The sequence below is a fragment of the Streptomyces sp. NBC_01498 genome (genome assembly GCF_036327775.1).
Taxonomy (GTDB): domain Bacteria; phylum Actinomycetota; class Actinomycetes; order Streptomycetales; family Streptomycetaceae; genus Streptomyces.
Window position 1 is genome coordinate 1,289,264 of record NZ_CP109598.1, and the last position, 17,644, is coordinate 1,306,907.

Below are 17,644 nucleotides of genomic sequence, written 5' to 3' on the forward strand. Positions count from 1 at the left end.
CCGATTGCCCCACACGCCCGTTGAGAAACCCCTTTCGCGGAGCGGGAAGAGGCATCCGAGGGGCGATGGGAGCGGGATTCCGGCGGGTTCGGTTACGGTCTGCCGATGACCTTGATTGCCCCGGTCCTGCCTTTCGGCTACCACGCGCGGCCCGCGCGCGCCGACGACGTCCCGGCGATCCACGCCCTGATCACGGAGTGCGACCGGGAGGTATACGAGCGGCCCCGCAAGGACGTGGGCGCGATCATCGCGGATCTCGGGCGCCCCAGGCTGGTGCCGGAGTTGGACACCGTGCTCGTGTTCGACCGGACCGGAAGTCCGGCGGCATGGGCCTGGGTGGACCGGCGCTCGGAGATCGACGTGCATCCGGAGCACCGGGGCCGGGGACTGGGTACGGCGCTGCTCCGCTGGGCGCAGGAGCGGGGACGACAGGCCGGCGCGGACCGGCTCGTACAGATCGTGCCCGACGGGAACGCCGGCGCGGGCGCGCTGCTGCGCGCGTGGGGGTACGACCCGCTGCTGACGTCGTGGCTGATGGAGTTCCGCATGCCGGACGAACCCGCCCTGCCGCGGTCGCCGACGGGTGTGAGCGTACGGCCGTACCGTGACGGTGACGGGCCCGCCGTCCATCTGCTCGTCGAGGACGCGTTCGACGAGTGGCAGGAGCGGCGGGCGGCGTACGAGGAGTGGGCCCTGCGCACCGTCGAGCGGCCCGCGTTCGCCCCGGACCAGTCGGCCCTGGCGTTCGCCGACGGCCAACTCGTGGGAACGGCGCTGGCGTTGGACGTTCCGGGCGCGGACGAGGGCTATCTGGAACAGGTCGCCGTACGCCGCAGCCATCGGCGTCTCGGCATCGCCCGGCTGCTGCTGCGCCACTCGTTCCGCGCGTTCCACCGGGCGGGCCGACGTTCCTGCACGCTGTGGACGCACTCGGACACCGGCGCGGTGGACTTCTACCGCGCAGTGGGCATGGGCGTCCGGCACAACTCGACGGTCTTCCGGAAGGAACTGCGTTCCCCGGCGGCCACATGACCGCCGGATCACCGGATCACCGGATCACCTGACCGGCTGATCACTTGACCACCTGACCGGCCGACCGGCTCCCGCGCGGCCGGGCGACCGTCCGCCGCCCCCTCCGGTTCGATACGAGGAGGGGGCGGCGGTTTCTCCGGTGCGGTTTCTTCTGTCAGTACCGCATGTCGGTGCGGCGGGTCAGCGCCGCGTGTCGGTGGCGCGGCTCAGCACCCGTCGACACCGATTCGCTCACCGCTCATATGGTGAATCCGTCGAGGGTGCTGTATTGGCCGGACAGCTTGGTCACCACGATGGTGTGTCTCCCCGAGGAGAGCTGACCGGACGTGAACACCGCGACGTTCGCATGGCGTACGCCGTCGCTGGGCAGTGTGCTGACGACCTGCTGCGGCCCGCCGTCGATGCTGATGCCGATGTTTCCCTGGTCGGTGTTCTGCTCGCCGTACACCGTGACTTTGGTGCCGGTGAAGGTGAGCGACGCGGTCGACCCGTTCGCTGTCGCGTAGTGGACGTCGTTCTGATGGTCGCCGTAGGAACGGCCGCCCGCGTACGAGAATCCGCTGTAGCTGATCGCGCCGTCGTCGTCGTTGAGCCGGATGGATCCGGGGACCTGGGGAGTGACGGAGATCTGCCCGGCCGAGGTGCCGGCCGGAACCGGGACGATCATGAATCCGCTGGACAGGCGGGTCACGTTCGAGACCGGGGTGGTGCCGATGTAGACGGTCGTCGCCGGGCCGAAGCCCTCACCGGCGACGAGGACCTCCGTCGCGTTGGCGGTGGGCGACACGTAGAAGATCTTCGCGGGGACGGAGAGGGCCGGTGTGAAGGAACCGGAGCCTGTGCCCGCGCCGCGCAGCAGGGCTTGCGGAAGGTCGGCCGGCCGGGGGTTGGCCGGGATGGTCGTGTTCCCGCTCGCGTGGGTGTCGATCGGCTGGGCGCAGGGGTACGACTGGATGCCGGCGGAGAAGTAATTGTTGGTGATCCAGAAGTGGCCCGTGGGGCTACAGCCGCCGTGTGACTTGTCACCGGCCCGGAAGGCGATGTTTCCCTGCCAGTTGATCCATTCCGAGCCGGCGTCGTTGTAGTAGGTGAAGTTGGTCGTGGGGCCGTTGTAGGCGACGTTGCCGGTGACCTGAAGGCCCTTGGCCAGGGTCCGCACCGGGTCGATCGTCGTGCCGTCCGACTGGTACACGTACTGCGCCTGGTGTCCCTCGACGTAGACGGCGCCGCCGTCGCTGCGGACGGACAGGTAGTCGTGGAGGATGTTGTTGCTGATGGTGTTGGAGCTGTTGATGTTGGTGGTGTTCTGCGGGGTGGTCGCCTGATTGACGTGCCCCTGGATGACTCCGGCGGTGATGCCGGTGTACGGCAGGTCGTACAGGTTGTTCCGGGTGATGGTCGTGTTCTGCGAGAACAGCAGGGTGATGCCGCTGGCCGAGGAGTAGTCGGTGCCGATGTGATGGATGACGTTGTCCGCCACGGTGGTGCCGGTAAGGATTTCGTTGGTGCCGATCGTGGCGGTCTCACTCGCCCCGTTGGGCGTGCAGTTCTGCTTGATCCCGGCGGCGTCGGCCGGGTTCGTCGGCAGCGGGTCGTAGGTGCAGCCGAGGAGGATCCCGGTGGAGGCGATGTCGGTGAACTCGTTGCCCTGAATGAGGGTGTTGGCCGCTCCGTACATCACGCCCAGTCCGGCTCCGCCGAGTCCGGTGAACCGGTTGCCGGTGAGCGTGATGTTCTTCGAGGCGGTGAACGAGACGTTCGCCAGGGGCTGGGTCAGCGATCCCCAGGGGCAGCTTCCCGCCGGATTGGAGAACCCGCACATTCCCTGGTTGTTCGCGCCGGTCATCCGCAGATTGCTCTGCACGTCGGAGAACCCGGCGCTGGTCGAGGGAGCGTTCCAGGTCGCGTACGAGAACTGGAGGCCGCTGAAGGTGATGTCGTGGATGGGCGCGGCGAGCGTACCGGCGCCCTGGACCAGGGTCTCCAGGCGCGGCAGTTCCACGTCGAGGGCGGACATCTGCTGCCCTGCGGAAGGCCGGTAGTACAACGTGCCGCCGGGGCCGTCCAGGAACCACTGCCCGGAAGCGATCAGGGTCTGCGCGTTCTCGATCCGGGCGGGCATCGTCTGGGTCGACATGGACGGCAGACCGCCACTGGCCTGCGCGTACGACGCACGGGCGGTCACATTGGTCCAGCAGGGCTGGCTCATCCTCAGCGTGCCGGCCGACGCGGAGAAGCTCGCCACGCGGCATCTCGACTCGGTCCACGGCCCGTTGCCACCGGGGTAGGCGAACTCGACTCCCGCCACCTGGCTCGCGGTCAGCGAGCCGAACCACGCCATCGCCGCCTGGTCACCGGAGATCGTGTAGCCCGTCGACGTACCGGTCCACGAACCCCGGAATCCCAGGCTCGCCGGGGTCGCCTGCGCTATCGGGACCTTACGGCCGTCGATGTAGAGCTGGCGGCTGTTGCTGGTGCTGGGCACCGGGGCGGACCACACCCCCGTCGTTCCGCGCTGGGTCCAGCCGGTGACCCGTGAGGCCCCCGAGATCACCGGGCGCGCCCCCGGAGCGGCCTTCCACACCACCGGGTGGCCGGGCGTGCCCGAGTCCGCCCGGCCGAGGGACCAGGTGCTCGACAGGCGGTACACACCGTCGGCCAGCAGTACGGTGACGTCCGCCGACGGGTCGGCGGCGATACGCGTGCGTACCGCCGCCTGGGCACCGGACAGGGAACACGGGGCCGAGGAGGAACAGGTCGAACCTGTCCCGGACGGCGACGCGTAGAGCGTCACGGAGGCCGCGGCGGTGGCGGTCTGGACGACGGGTGCCGTCAGGATCAGACCGAGGGATGCCGCGATCGGGCCGACGCGGCGCAGCAGCCTTCGCGTGATCGAACCTTGTGGTGACACGGGTGGGTCCTTCCCATGTGCGACGAGACGATTACTCTGAGTAATCGAGAGTGGGCGTGGGGAGCCGGGCAACGCGCGCGATCATCAGGTGTGTTCACCTGCGTTCACATGAGTTCACGTACGTTTCGCGCGCGTTCAAGGGCGTGCAGGGGCGTGCAAGGGCAAGCAAGGTCGTTCAGGAGTGCTCAAGCGTGCTTAAGGCGTGCCGGGTCGGCGACGGGCGCTCAGGCCCGGGTACCGAAGGACGAACGGGTAGGGCGTTCGCTGGAAAACTCGCGTACGTCCGAGAGATGCCTCCGGGGGGCTGAGGACCTGAACCGCACGCTTACATCCCATGTTTGGTGAATGGTCGAGCGGCCCGCCGCTTCTGTCAAGGGTCTGCGCAAGCCGTGCTACACCAACGGCTATGTCCGTCAAGGGCGTTGAGCGTGCGGTCGGCGCCGCGCACCTGCCATGCAGTCCGAACTGCCACCAGGCGCGGATTCATCGGGTGTCTGGTTCGTCCGACCCGGGAGGTGAAGCGCCCGGCCGGGGGCACCTCCACCGGATCGCGCGGGTCGGGCGTCTCCGGGGGGGCGGGACGGGTCGGGCGTCTCCGGCGTGTCGCGCAGGTCGGGCGTCTCCGGCGGGGCGCGCGGGTCGGGCGTGTCCGGCGGGGCGGGTGCCGTACGGTCCCGCCGTGCAGGCCCGCCACGCAGGCCCACCGCGCAGACGTGCCGCGCAGACGCGCCGCGCAGACGTGCCGTTCGGCTGGGCTGCTCAGCCGCGCCGGGTGCCCAGGACGCAGACCGCGCCCCCGGCCAGGGCCGCGATCAGCGCGGCGGCGGCCAGCGGCGGGGCGTGGGTGGGGATCCCGCCGCCGTGCGAGCTGTTCACCAGATCGTTGACGACCGTGTTCGCCGGGGAGCCGGGGGCGACCAGCGCCAGCAGCGAGAAAAGCCCCGTCAGCAGGATCGACCAGCCCCGGCCGCGCAGCAGCGGGCGGGAGAACAGGGCACCGACCGTGACTCCGGTCAGGAGACAGACCAGGGCACCGAGCAGTCCGCTCGTCCCGGCGCTCAGCGGCGTGATGTCCACCAGGTCTTCGACGCGCCGTGGGTTGGCGATCGCCGTGACGACCGCCGTACCGACGAGACCGATCGCCGCCGCGCAGACCGTCGCGGTGAGCAGCGCGGCGAGATGGGCGCGGGGCATCCCCGTGGCGGCGGCCGTCACGTCACGTGCGGCGTCCGGTTCCTGCGTGACGCAGATCCGGACCAGCCAGGCGGTGACCGGCAGCAGCGCGGCGGCGGAGAGCCCGAGGGAGTCGAGCACTCCTCCGGAGCTGTCGACGCCGACAGCGAGGAGGACCATGTAGAGCAGGAGCGGCGAGAGCCAGCGTTGCGACCGCAGCAGCATGGCGAGGTGGTAACGGAACAGCGCGGTCATGGCCTGATGTGCTCCCTGATCTGTTCCGTCGTACCTTTCGCGCCCACGGCGTTCGACTCGTCCGTCGCGTTCATCTCGTCCGCCGCGTTCGTCACGTTGATCACGTTCATCGCGTTCGCCGCTTCCGCCGTGCCCGGTTCGCTCTCGGGTGCGCGCACCTCCCGGATGTGCCAGGCCGGGCGCGCCGTCAGCAGGGCACGGAGCAACGCGTCGGAGTGTGCGGCGGCGACGCTCAGCAGAACGGTCCCGTCCTCGGGCCTACGTTCGGGCCCGTGCTCGGGCTCGTGCTCGCGGGTGGGGGCGCCGGGCAGCCCCTGCGGGAGCGCGGCACCCGGTGGCGCGACGGCCACCACCCGTACGCGGGGCCCCTGTTCGGCCGGGAAGTCCGCCGCCGTACCGCGTACGAGGGCGTTCCCGGCCACCGCGTACACGGCGTCGGCGGCCCCGGCCAGGCGCCGGGGGTCGTGGTCCACGAAGACGACGGTGCCGCCGGCCGCCACACGCTCCGCCACAACCAGGTCGAGCTGGGCACGGGCGGCGGTGTCGAGCCCCGTCCACGCCTCGTCCAGCACCAGCAGCTCCGGCACGGCGAGCAGCGCCTGCGCGACGGCGACCTTCTGGCTGGTGCCCTTGGACAGTTCGGCGAGCGGCGTACGGGCGTGCTCCCCGGCTCCGAAGCGTTCGAGCCACTCCCCCGCGCGGGACGCCGCCCCGGCGCCGCGCAGTCCGTGGATCCGGCCCAGGTGGGTCAGATATCCGACGGCGGTGAAGGGCAGCGCGACGGGGAAGCGTTCGGGGACGTACGCCGTACGGCCGGGCCGGCCGGTGACACGGCCCTCGGTCGGCGCGTCGATCCCGGCGACCAGCCGCAGCAGGGTGGACTTGCCGCTGCCGTTGACGCCCTCGACCCGGATCAGGCGGCCGGGCGGCAGCGAGAGGTCGACGCCGCGCAGTACCCAGGGGCCGCCGAGACCGTAGCGGCGGCCCACTCCTCGCAGTTCCACGTGCGGGTCAGTTTCCGGACGGCTTGGTGGGCGTCAGCTCGCTCGGCCGGACGATGACGAAGCCCTCGCCCTGGAGTCTGAGCTGGACGGCCTCGCCGGAACCACCGCGAATCATCGAGCCCAAGGACTGTGAACGGTGCAGCGAGGTGTCCAGGTGCGCGCTCCAGCCGACGACGGCGTCCGTGTCCACGCAGACCGGCTCCTGCGCGGTGACGGGGATCACGATGGGGTTGCCCTCACAGATGATGGCGAGCTTCCCGTATCCGGTGAAGACGCTGTTGAAGAGGCCGCTGCTCATGCCGGCGCCCTTCACTGTCTTGATCTCGTAGGAGAGCGTGGCGTCGAAGCACAGGACGTTGCGGCCGTTGACGGTGAGCACGTCGCCCTGGTCGAGGTCGACGATGAAGCAGTTCGCCGCCTCGTGCGCGAACCACGCCTCGCCCTGACCCCTGACAGCCATCAGCGCCAGGCCCTCACCGGTGACGGCGCGCTTGAGCATCCCGCCGATGCCCTGGCCCTTGCGCTCGAACTGGAGGTTGCCGCGGAAGGCGATCATCGACCCCTGGCGCGCGTGCATTTCGCCGTTGACGGCGTATTTGACGGATTTGGCGTTCTGGAGGCTCATCCCGGGGGCGGTCGCCTGCTGCGCCATGTTCTCGCTGGCAAAAAGGTCGCTCTTCATGCCGGGCATCGTCCCCCGGAGGGTCGCGTTCCGCCAACAAACCGGCCGAGCGGGACTGGCACACTGGCCCCGTGAGCATCGACAACACCCCAGGCACCGGAGCTGCGGACCCGTCCGACGGCCAGGCGAGCGGTCCCGGCGACCCGGCCGCCGACAGTCCGGCGAGCGGTTCCGGCGATCCCGCCGACAGTCCGTTCCGGCATGAGCGGACCGCGCGCGACGAGGCGCCGCAGTTCGTGCTGCCGCTGGTGGTACGGATCGAGAAGGCCGCGCCGCCGACCCGCACCGACGCGCTGGAGGCCGCGGCCCGCGCCGTACTCCTGATGCTCGCCGACGAGCGGTCGACGGGCGGGGGCGGCGAGGGCGGAGATGAGGGTGAGTGGGCTCGGGCGATGCGGGACTGGCAGGACGCCCGTATCCGCAAGGTGGTGCGCCGGGCGCGCGGCGGCGAGTGGCGGAAGGCGTCCGGGCTGCCGGGAATCACGGTGACCAGCCCGGCGGCCCCCGCCCCGGCTTCGGCTCCGACTCCGACTCCGGGTGAGGTTGCGGCTTCGCCCCGCCCTGCGGCTCCGACTCCGGGTGCGGAGAACCTGGGGACGTACGAAACGCCCGCCTTCGCCCCGTACGCGGAGGTACGGGTCTTCCCGCCCGTCCCGCTGGACGGCTGGCCCAAGGAGCTGGCGAAGCTCCAGGTCTCGGGTACCGAACTGGACGACCCCGCGCCTCCGCCCGCCGCCGACCCGGCCACGCCCGTACTGTGGCTCAATCCCGACCTCGGGATGTCGGCGGGCAAGGCGATGGCGCAGGCCGGTCACGGCGCGCAACTGGCCTGGTACAGGCTGTCGGAGCAGGACCGCGAGGCGTGGTGTGAGACGGGTTTCACACTCGCCGTTCGAACGGCCGATCCGGCGCGCTGGCGCGAACTGACCAGCGGCGGGCTGCCGTTGGTCCGGGATGCCGGTTTCACGGAAATCGCACCAGGGTCGAGCACGGTGGTGGCAGATCATCCGGCGCTACGGCGTTGAACACTCGCGGGCGTACATTCGTATCTCCCCATACTGCTAAGTAGGTTGAACGGCCGCTCTGTGCGCGGTTGATTCTGCGGTGGTAAGCGGTTGCTCATCGGCTCGGGAGACACTTTGTTGCGACGTATCAACGGCACGGCACTCATCATCGCGGCACTCGTCGCGACGGTAGGGGCCCTGGCCTTTCCTGTCTGGTCGTACGCCGACCGATCCGGCACGGGGGAGGCGAATCTCGCGGCGTCGAGCGTGTCCACCCAGTGGGGACCGCTCTCGGCGACGGACCGCGACTTCCTCGTGAAGGTGCGACTGGCGGGGTTGTGGGAACTGCCCGCCGGACAGCAGGCGATCGAGCGGGCCCCGAGCCAGGCCATCAAGGACGCGGGCGACCACCTGGTCGTCGGGCACACCGACCTGGACGTCCGCGCGCGCGACGTGGCCGCGAAGCTCGGCGTCGCCCTGCCGAACCAGCCCAACGAGCTCCAGCAGGGCTGGCTGCGGGAGTTGTCGGCGGCGACGGGAGCCGAGTACGACCGTAAGTTCGCCAACCTGCTGCGCAACGCGCACGGCAAGGTGTTCGCGCTGATCGCCGAGGTCAGACACACGACCCGCAACACCCTGATACGGCAGCTCGCGACCGACGCCAACCAGACGGTGCTCGACCACATCACGATGCTGGAGGGCACCGGGCTCGTCGACTTCGACGCGATCGCGCGGGAGGCCGCGGGCACCAAGACCGCCAGCCCGACCGGCCCGCCGCCGCCGGACGGGAACCTGCCCCCGTCGCCGCCGGCCGCTTCGCCGACCGGGGACAGCTCGTTCACCTCCCGGCCGTCCACGCAGCCGGGCCCGCCGACCGCCATCAACACCAACCGCCCGCCGGTCACGGGCGACGAACCGACGCCGTAAGCCGGCGTTCGGAGGCCGGGCCCGGGACCGCGTACCGGCGGTCCGACGGGCCCGGGAACCTCAAATGATGCTCTGAACGTCCCCTCCTCCGGGTTCACCGGCACCCGGCGGGGCCATTACCCCTGAACCGGCGGTCGCCGGGGCACGGAGGAGGGGGAGCATCATGAGGAGCCAGAACGGCACGGCGGAGCGGCGCGGTACGGGGAGCACGCGGAGTACGGGCGCCGGTACGGGCCAGGCGGACCACGCGGGTCACGCGGGTCACGCGACGGATGCGAGTGACACAAGGGCCACGAGGGGTGCGGCCGACGCGGGGAAGCCCGGGAGTCACAGCACCCTCGGGATCGGGATCGGCTGGCGACCCGAGATCGCGGACGCGGTCGAGTCGCTGCCGGGCATCGACTGGGTCGAGGCCGTCGCCGAGAACCTCTGCCCCGGCCACCTCCCCGACTCGCTGCTGCGACTGCGCGCCCGAGGCGTCACCGTCGTCCCGCACGGCGTCTCGCTCGGACTGGGCGGCGCCGGTCGCCCCGACCCCAAGCGCCTCGCCGATCTGGCGGAGCGCGCCGAGGCCCTGGACTCCCCGCTGGTCACCGAGCACATCGCCTTCGTACGGGCCGGTGGCGCGCTCACCGCTTCCGTCTCGCTCGAAGCCGGTCATCTGCTGCCGGTCCCCCGCACCCGGGACGCGCTGCGGGTGCTGTGCGAGAACGTACGGATCGCCCAGGAGTCGCTGCCGGTGCCGCTCGCGGTGGAGAACATCGCCGCGCTGATCAACTGGCCGGACAAGGAGTTGACGGAGGGTCAGTTCCTGGCGGAGCTGGTCGAGCGCACGGGCGTACGGCTGTTGATCGACGTCGCGAACCTGCACACCAACCATGTCAACCGGGGCGAGGATCCGGCGACCGCGCTCGACCGGCTGCCGGTCGAGGCCATCGCATACGTGCATGTGGCGGGCGGTGTCGAACGGGACGGGGTGTGGCACGACACCCACGCCCACCCGGTGAGCGCGCCGGTGCTGGACGTGCTGGCGGAGTTGCGCGCGCGGGTCTCGCCGCCGGGGGTACTGCTGGAGCGGGACGACAACTTCCCGCCGACGGCGGAGTTGGCCGCCGAACTGGACATGATCCGGGCGACGTTGCGGGAGCCGGGGTGGGGGTCGTCGCAGGGGGCGTCGCGAGGGACGGGGCCGGAGTCTCGTACAACTGCCGCCCGGGAAGGCGCGGTTGCGGCACCGACAGCGGCCACCCCCGCGCCCGAGTCCGAGCCTGCGCCTGCGCCTGCGCCTGAGTGCGTGACCGAGGGCACCGACCGTGCCCGTGAGCGGCTCGCCCTCGCGCAGACCGCGCTCCTCTCCGCCCTGGTCGCCGGGACTCCCGCGCCCGAGGGCTTCGACTCGCGGCGGCTCGGGGTGCAGAGCCGGGCGCTCGCCGCCAAGCGGGCGGAGGTCGTCGCCAAGGTGGCGCCGGAGCTGCCGCGCATCCTCGGGGACGGGTACCGGGCCGCGTACCTGGCGTACGCCAAGTCCCGCCCCATGCACGCCGGTTACCGGCGTGACGCACTCGACTTCGCCGAGCATCTGCTGATCGCCGACCGGCCCGAGGACCCGGAGGCGCGGCGTGAACTGACGCAGTGGTGGCGCGACCGGTCGGGACCGCGCCCGCCCCGCCGTGCGGCCCGGATCGCACGTGCTGCCCGTACCGTGCTCGTGGGGCGGTGACCGGCATGAACACACTGGTCACCGCGCTCCAGATCGCCATCCCGCTCTCCTTCGTCTCGCTCGTCGTCGGCGTGATCTCCCTGCGCTCGGGCGGCGGCGGGAACGAGATCCACGACCCGATGGAGATGGCCTTCCTCGGCGGCGGGCCGGGCCGGGTCGCCGAGACCGCGATCGTCGCCATGCACACGGACGGACGGCTGCGCGTCGGCGGCCCCGGCATCGTCGCCCTCCACAGCGACATCGCACGGAATCCTGTCGAACACGCGGTCGTACAGGAGTACCGGCGGGCGCCCAACGGCGCCCTGCACGCGCTGCGCCTCGCCGTGATGCGCAGCCCCGCCGTCCAGGAGATCGGCCACTCCCTCGCCGCCCGCGGACTGCTGGTCCCGGTACGGAAGACCCGGCTGTGGGTGCTCTGGGGCGTGACGCAGGCGGTCGTCTGCGTGCTGGCCATTCCGCTGTCGATCGTCCTGCTCGTCAGCACCACGGACCCGGCGGTCATCCCGACGCTGCCGCTGGCGTTCATCGGTGTCTTCGCGGGCGTCATCTGCGCGGTGGTGGCCCGGCAACGGCTCACGGCCGCAGGAGTGAAGGCCCGGCTGAAGTTCCGTACGGCCTACCAGCACATCAGGACCCCCGCCCACCAGGTCGCCGTGAACGGGCACATGGCGCTGGACGACCCACAGCTGCGCGACCACCTGACGGCGGCGCGCGCCATGCGGGCCGGCCGTGACTTCCAGCCGGCGCCGCATCTGGCCGCCGGCGCCGTGGTGGTGTGGTGCGCGAGCGCGGGCTTCGGCGACGGCAGTGGCTCGGGCGACGGGGGCGGTGGCTGCGGCGGCTCCGGAGGATCGGGCTGCGGCGGGGGTGGCGGAGGCTGCGGCGGTGGGGGCGGGTCCGGTGACGGCGGAGGCGGTGGAGGGGGCGGTGGCTGCGGCGGGGGTGGCGGAGGCTGCGGAGGAGGCGGTGGCTGACGGGGCGGGGGGAAACGGCTGGTGCGGCGGGGCGGGTGAGGCGGGTGAGGCGGGCAGAACGGAAGGGGCTGCTGGGACTGCTGGTGCGGCTGGGACGTCTCGCCGTACACCGCACCGCTCACTCCCGCACCCCGTACGGGCTCATTGAGTGACTGTATGACGCATCGGAGTCACAGGCCCCGACACCGCTCACAGATCCTTTACATACCCAGGGGTCCGTAGATGATCGCTTTCCCCCACGCGCCACGCCCGAAGGGAAAGCGATGAGAGCAGTTGCGAAGTACGGGGCCCTGGCCACCCTCGGCTCCTTGGTCCTGTCCACCCTCTCCGCCGCCCCGGCGGGGGGCGCGGACTTCGCCGGAGCCTCGTCCGAGGCGCGCGGCACGGTGATCGCCGCCCAGCGCGCCGCTGCCAGGGGCATCGCCTTCCGCGCCTGCCCCAAGGCGGAGATGCTGCCCGATCCCCTCACCTGCGGCACAGTCGAGGTCCCGCTCGACTACGCCCGGCCGGACGGTGAGCTGATCACCCTCACCGTCAGCCGGGTCAAGGCGTCCGGCCGGACGGGCGCGGCGGGCGGCGAGGGCAAAGCAGTGGAAACCGTCCGGCGCCAGGGGGCGCTCGTCTACAACCCGGGCGGCCCCGGCGCCTCCAGCATGGCGTTCCCGCTGGCGGCCGAGCTGCCCGAGTGGAAGCGGATCGCGACGGCGTACGACCTGGTCGGCTACGCCCCGCGCGGCGTCGGCCGCTCCGCGCCGCTGTCCTGTCAGTCCCCCGCCGACTTCACGAAGGCGCCCACGCTCGCGCCGACGCACCCCTCGGAGTCGTACAAGCAGGAGCGTGTCGCCGGTGCCAAGGCGTACGCGCAGGGCTGCGCCCGCACCACGGGACCGGCCCTGCGCCACTACACGTCGCTGAACAACGCCCGCGACCTCGACGTCCTGCGGGCCGCGCTCGGCGAGAAGAAGCTGTCCTTCATGGGCGCCTCCTACGGAACGTACTTCGGCTCGCTGTACGCCACGCTCTTCCCGTCCCATGTCCGCCGCATGGTCTTCGACTCGGCCGTCAACCCGGCTCAGGAGCAGATCTGGTACCGCAACAACCTCGACCAGTCCCTCGCGTTCGAGCAGCGCTGGGCGGACTTCCGGACCTGGGTGGCCAAGCACGACACGACGTACCGCCTCGGCAGCACACCCGACGCGGTGCAGCGGAACTACGAGCGGGTGAAGGCGGCGGTGACCGGCCGCCCGGCGGGCGGCAAGGTCGGCCCCGGCCAGCTGCACGCGGCGATGCTCGGCGCGGGCTACTACGACGACTACTGGGCGATGCGGGCGACGGCCCTCTCGGAGTTCCTGAAGGGCAACACCAAGCCACTGATCGACCAGGCGACCCCGCGCCCGGCGGCAGCCGCGGACAGCGAGAACGGCAACGCCGTCTACACGGCCGTGGAGTGCAACGACGCGCCGTGGCCGACGGACTGGAAGACCTGGGACCGGGACAACACCGAACTCGCCACGCGCGCCCCGTTCGAGACCTGGGACAACGCGTGGATGAACCTCCCCTGCGCCTTCTGGCCGGCCCCCCGCCAGCGCCCGCTGAACGTCGGCACGGCCCCCGGCCGGCTCCCCCCGACCCTGATCCTCTCCGCCGAACGCGACGCCGCGACCCCGTACCCCGGCGCCCTCGAACTCCAGCGCCGCCTCCCCGGCTCGGTCCTGATCACCGAACGAGCCGCCGGCGCCCACGGCCTCGCGGGCGGCCCGAACCAGTGCGTCAACGACCACCTGGAGGCCTACCTCCTCACCGGCAAAACCCCACCCCACCACGCCGACTGCGCCCCACACCCGGAGCCGAACCCGGTATCGCTGCCCCCGGACACCGATCAAGAAAAGCGCACGGACCTACGCCGCAGGTTGATCCCGAACGGCCACATCTGAGGGCTCCCGGGCACCGCCCCGCCGACGGGGCCACCCGCTCGACGGGACGGGTAGGGGCGGGGCGGGCTGCGGGCGGGGCAGCCCTCAGGCACCGAGAGGTGGGGGACGGGGGTACCCCACGGAACGGGAAACGGCATCCCCTCATCACGTAGGAACCCCGCGTGCGGCGCGCCCAAGGCGCGCCGCACGCGGGGTTCGGACCCGGTGTCGCTGGACGAGAGGTCCGGCCGCGGGGTGCCGCCGGTCGTCTGATCTTCCGGGTGGGGACGGCCGGGGTGCCCGAGGGCGGGTCCGGTCGTCGTGCAGTTGTGCCGTCACGCTACGCGGCGCGCGGGCCGTGCCGGTGGATCAGGCACGGTACAGGCGTGGCTCAGGCGAGTCCGGCGACGAGGTCCGCGACCGACTTGCGGCGGCCGGTGTAGAAGGGCACCTCTTCCCGTACGTACAGGCGGGCCTGCGAGCCGCGCAGGTGGCGCATCAGGTCGACGATCCGGTCCAGTTCGTCGGCCTCGAAGGCGAGGATCCACTCGTAGTCGCCCAGCGTGAAGGACGAGACGGTGTTGGCGCGGACGTCCGGGTAGCCGCGGGCCATCTTGCCGTGGTCGGCGAGCATCGTGCGCCGTTCCTCGTCGGGCAGCAGATACCAGTCGTACGAGCGCACGAACGGGTAGACGCTGACGTAGTCGCGCGCCTTCTCGTCGGCCAGGAAGGCCGGGACATGCGACTTGTTGAACTCGGCGGGGCGGTGCAGCGCCATGTTCGACCAGACGGGGTCGAGGGTCCGGCCGAGCTTCGTGCGGCGGAAGAGGTTGTACGCCCCCTGGAGTTCGTCCGCCGTCGAGGCGTGCCACCAGATCATCAGATCGGCGTCGGCGCGCAGCCCGGACACGTCGTACGTGCCGCGCACGGTGATGTCCTTGGCGGCGAGCTGGTCGAAGAGGTCCTGGACCTCTTCGGCGTAACCGGCCCGGTCCTCCGGCAGCAGATCGCGCAGCTTGAAGACGGACCACAGCGTGTACCGGATGACGTCGTTGAGGTCCTTGGCCTTCTTGCCCGCGTTGGGCGTCTTCTCTGGTGCGGAAGTCATACGGCTATTCTCCCGTGTCCCGGTCCGTGCCCCGCGCCAGAGTCGGCGTGGCCATGATCTCGTCGGCGGCGCGGCGGGCGCTCGCGACGCAGGCGGGGATGCCGACGCCGTCGTACGGGGCGCCGCAGACGCGCAGTCCGGGGAGTTTCGCGACGGCGTCGCGGATGCGGGCGACGCGCGCGGTGTGGCCGACGGGGTACTGGGGCAGGCCGCCGATCCACCGGGTGACCTCGGTGGCGACGGGCCGCGCGGTGAGGCCGGTGGCGGCGCCGAGGTCGCGGAGGGAGGCGTCGGCGAGGTCGGTGTCCTCGCGCTGGAGCTGGTCCTCCTCGCCGTAACGGCCGACGGAGGTGCGCAGGACGAACAGGTCGGGCGCCGACGCGGCGACCCAGCCCCACTTGCGGGTGGAGAAGGTGGCGGCCTTGATGGTGCGGCCGTCGACGGGCGGGACGAGGAAACCACTGCCGGACAGAAAGCCGCTTCCGGACGACGCGGAGTCGCTGCCGGACGCGGAGCTGCTGTCGGGCGGAAGGTCATATCCGGACGCGAATCCGCCGCCGGACGCGAATCCGCTTCCCGCCGGAGGAGCACCGCCGGACGGAGAATCGCTGCCGGCCGCAGCCTCACCGCCCTCGGCAAGGCGCGCGGCGAGGTCCGTGCGGCGGAAGGCCATCGTGACGAGGGCCATGGAGGCGTACTCGATCGCGGCCAGTTCGGCTGAGGCCGCCGGCGACTCATGGGCGAGGAGTGCGGACGCTGACCAGGCGGGGCTCGCCACGATCACCGCGTCGGCGGTGACGGTCTCGCGGTCGGTCCGGACCGCCCAGCCGCCGGGGGTACGGGTGAGCGCCACGACGGGCGTCCGCGTACGGATGTCGCCGCCCCGGGCGCGTACGGCGTCCGCGACGGCGCCCGGCAGGGTGCCCACACCGCCGTCGATGCCGGTGAACACCGGTTCCGTACGCGGGTGTTCGGCGGCCCTGGCCTGGACGGCGCGGACCGCGCCGAGCAGCGAGTCGTGGGTGCGCAGCGCCTCGTAGAGCTGCGGGACGGCGGCGCGCAGCGAGATGCGGTAGGCGTCGCCCGCGTAGACGCCGCCGAGCAGCGGCTCCACCAGCCGGTCCACGACCTCGTGCCCGAGGCGCTGCGCGACGTACGCGCCGACGGCCACGTCGTCGCCGACGGGCGCCGGGCCGAGGTCGCGTTCGCGGTCGATCCGGGCGACGCCCTCCGGGGAGAGCAGACCGGCGAGGGCGGAGGCGTCGCCCGGTACGCCCATGACGTGGCCCTTGGGCATGGGGCGCAGTTCCCCGCGTGACCAGACTGACGCGGAGGCGGTGGCGGGCGGCTGGAGGCGGGCGCCGAGGCCCACGGAGCGGGCGAGGTCGACGGCCTCGGGGCGGCGGGCCAGGATCGATTCGGCGCCGAGGTCGACCGGGGCGCCCTCGATCTCGCCGGTGAGGAGTTTGCCGCCGAGCCGGCCGGTCGCCTCCAGGAGGGTCACGCGGGCCCCGGCGGTCAGCAGCCGGTCGGCGGCGGCAAGACCGGCGATGCCGCCGCCGATGACGACGACATGGGGCGCGGGGCCGTTGGGAGGCGGGGGATTCGGGCTGCTCACCATGGCCTCCACTCTCTCAGACCGGCTCCGCCCGCCCGTACGGGTACCCGGGCCCGGTCGTGACCGGTTCGCGACCGGAAAAGCGCAACCGGTTCCCGGGCCGGCCCGTCGAACCGCCGACATACACGCACAGCAGCCTTGGGGGGACAGATATGCGTGCATTTCCCGCGTTCGCGGCAGCGCTGCTCACCGTTTCACTCGCCCTGGCGGGATGTAGTGGTGCGGACGGCGGCTCACAGTCCAAGAGCGACAGCAAGGGTGCGGGGGCGGGGGACCGGGGGGTCGCCGGGCCGGGCGCCGTCTCCGACACGGACGGTGCCAAGCAGCGGGCCGAGGGCACCGAGGACGTCGGGAAACCGCCGACGGAGACTCATGTGATCCGTACCGCCACCCTCGCGGTGGAGGTGAAGGACGTGACGCGGGCGCTCGCCAGGGCCCGTTCGATCACGCGGAGCGTGGGCGGGGTGGTCGAGAGCGAGACCACCGACCGGCTCGACGACATGTACGAGACGTCGACCGTCGTACTGCGCGTGCCCGAGGGCGAGTACGACGTGGTCCTCCACGAACTCGCTGGCACCGGCAAGCTGTTGAGCCGTTCGGCCAAGGCGAAGGACGTCACCGAGCAGGTGGTGGACGTGCGCAGCCGGATCGCGACGCAGCGCGCGAGCGTCGACCGTCTGCGGACGTTGATGGACCGGGCGGAGGACATCACGGACGTGGTGGCTCTGGAGGGCCAACTGAACGACCGGCAGGCGGATTTGGAGGCCCTGCTGGCCAGGCAGAAGTCGCTGGCCGACCGGACGGCCATGGCGACCGTGACGCTCGATCTGACCGAGCGGGCGGCGGAGAAGAAGGAGGAGGAGACGGGTCCGGGCTTCCTGGACGCGCTCGGCGGCGGGTGGGACGCGTTCGTGTCGGTGCTGCGCTGGATCGTGGTGGTCGTGGCGGCGATCCTGCCGTTCGTCGTGGCGCTGGCGGTGCTCTACGGGCTGTGGCTGCTGCTGGGGGCCCGGCTGTTCGGGCTCCGGCGCCGTACGGCCGTGACGGGGCCCGCCACGCGAACGGCCACCGAACCGGCCACCGAACCGACGACAGGACCGGCCACGGAACCGGCGACGGGACCGGCGACCGACACCACGCCCGGCTCCCCGCCCAGCTCCACGCCCGACGTCGCGACCGACCCCGGCACCGACCCGGCCCGGGAAACCTCCGCGTCACCCGGGCTGGTCACGCGGGACGAACGCGACCGCTCCGCGTAGCGTCTGGGTGCCGGGTACGGGTACGCGTACCGAGTACCCGGCACCCATCCGGATCCGAAGGGAC

The 17,644-nt window shown here is 71.8% G+C and carries 13 protein-coding genes; 7 read left to right on the forward strand and 6 right to left on the reverse strand.

All coding sequences use genetic code 11. The annotated features are described in order from the left end of the window. Positions 1 to 105 precede the first annotated feature (105 nt). Positions 106 to 1,032, forward strand: coding sequence for a GNAT family N-acetyltransferase (locus OG875_RS05405; protein WP_330173082.1), 927 nt, complete (start codon positions 106 to 108; stop codon positions 1,030 to 1,032). A 238-nt stretch (positions 1,033 to 1,270) separates the two neighbouring features. Here OG875_RS05405 and OG875_RS05410 read toward each other — a convergent pair whose 3' ends face one another. From OG875_RS05410 to OG875_RS05425, 4 genes are all read right to left on the reverse strand, one after another. Next, entirely contained in the window at positions 1,271 to 3,943 is a 2,673-nt protein-coding gene (locus tag OG875_RS05410; protein ID WP_330173083.1) for a hypothetical protein, read from the reverse strand. A 759-nt stretch (positions 3,944 to 4,702) separates the two neighbouring features. Continuing rightward, entirely contained in the window at positions 4,703 to 5,371 is a 669-nt protein-coding gene (locus OG875_RS05415) for an ABC transporter (RefSeq protein WP_330173084.1), read from the reverse strand. Continuing rightward, on the reverse strand, positions 5,368 to 6,375 hold the full coding sequence (locus OG875_RS05420; RefSeq protein ID WP_330173085.1) for an ABC transporter ATP-binding protein: 1,008 nt from the start codon (positions 6,373 to 6,375) through the stop codon (positions 5,368 to 5,370). The genes OG875_RS05415 and OG875_RS05420 overlap by 4 nt, the downstream gene beginning before the upstream one ends. Before the next feature lie 7 nt (positions 6,376 to 6,382). Further along, positions 6,383 to 7,057 (reverse strand): AIM24 family protein, encoded by a 675-nt coding sequence (locus tag OG875_RS05425; protein ID WP_330173086.1) that lies wholly within the window; start codon positions 7,055 to 7,057, stop codon positions 6,383 to 6,385. 71 nt (positions 7,058 to 7,128) lie between these two features. On the opposite strand from OG875_RS05425, the gene OG875_RS05430 reads away from it, so the two are divergent. From OG875_RS05430 to OG875_RS05450, 5 genes are all read left to right on the forward strand, one after another. Beyond that, complete coding sequence (locus OG875_RS05430) at positions 7,129 to 8,082, forward strand: aminoacyl-tRNA hydrolase (protein ID WP_330173087.1); 954 nt, start codon at positions 7,129 to 7,131, stop codon at positions 8,080 to 8,082. Between the two features lie 117 nt (positions 8,083 to 8,199). Further along, positions 8,200 to 8,988: a DUF4142 domain-containing protein gene (locus OG875_RS05435; protein ID WP_330173088.1), complete on the forward strand. Its 789-nt coding sequence runs from the start codon at positions 8,200 to 8,202 to the stop codon at positions 8,986 to 8,988. 163 nt (positions 8,989 to 9,151) lie between these two features. After that, positions 9,152 to 10,708: a DUF692 domain-containing protein gene (locus OG875_RS05440; RefSeq protein ID WP_330173089.1), complete on the forward strand. Its 1,557-nt coding sequence runs from the start codon at positions 9,152 to 9,154 to the stop codon at positions 10,706 to 10,708. Positions 10,709 to 10,713: 5 nt separating this feature from the next. Continuing rightward, on the forward strand, positions 10,714 to 11,682 hold the full coding sequence (locus OG875_RS05445) for a TIGR04222 domain-containing membrane protein (protein ID WP_330173090.1): 969 nt from the start codon (positions 10,714 to 10,716) through the stop codon (positions 11,680 to 11,682). 263 nt (positions 11,683 to 11,945) lie between these two features. Next, the gene (locus tag OG875_RS05450) at positions 11,946 to 13,616 is read left to right on the forward strand and encodes an alpha/beta hydrolase (protein ID WP_330173091.1); all 1,671 of its coding nucleotides are present in this window, start codon (positions 11,946 to 11,948) and stop codon (positions 13,614 to 13,616) included. A gap of 370 nt (positions 13,617 to 13,986) precedes the next feature. Here the strand turns inward: OG875_RS05450 and hemQ are convergent, their stop codons facing one another. Together hemQ and hemG are read right to left on the reverse strand one after the other, a co-directional pair. Continuing rightward, a complete protein-coding gene (gene hemQ, locus OG875_RS05455) occupies positions 13,987 to 14,703 on the reverse strand; it encodes a hydrogen peroxide-dependent heme synthase (protein ID WP_330173092.1) in 717 nt (238 codons plus the stop codon). A gap of 4 nt (positions 14,704 to 14,707) precedes the next feature. Beyond that, entirely contained in the window at positions 14,708 to 16,324 is a 1,617-nt protein-coding gene (hemG, locus tag OG875_RS05460; RefSeq protein WP_330173093.1) for a protoporphyrinogen oxidase, read from the reverse strand. A gap of 149 nt (positions 16,325 to 16,473) precedes the next feature. On the opposite strand from hemG, the gene OG875_RS05465 reads away from it, so the two are divergent. Next, complete coding sequence (locus OG875_RS05465) at positions 16,474 to 17,580, forward strand: DUF4349 domain-containing protein (RefSeq protein ID WP_330173094.1); 1,107 nt, start codon at positions 16,474 to 16,476, stop codon at positions 17,578 to 17,580. Positions 17,581 to 17,644 lie beyond the last annotated feature (64 nt).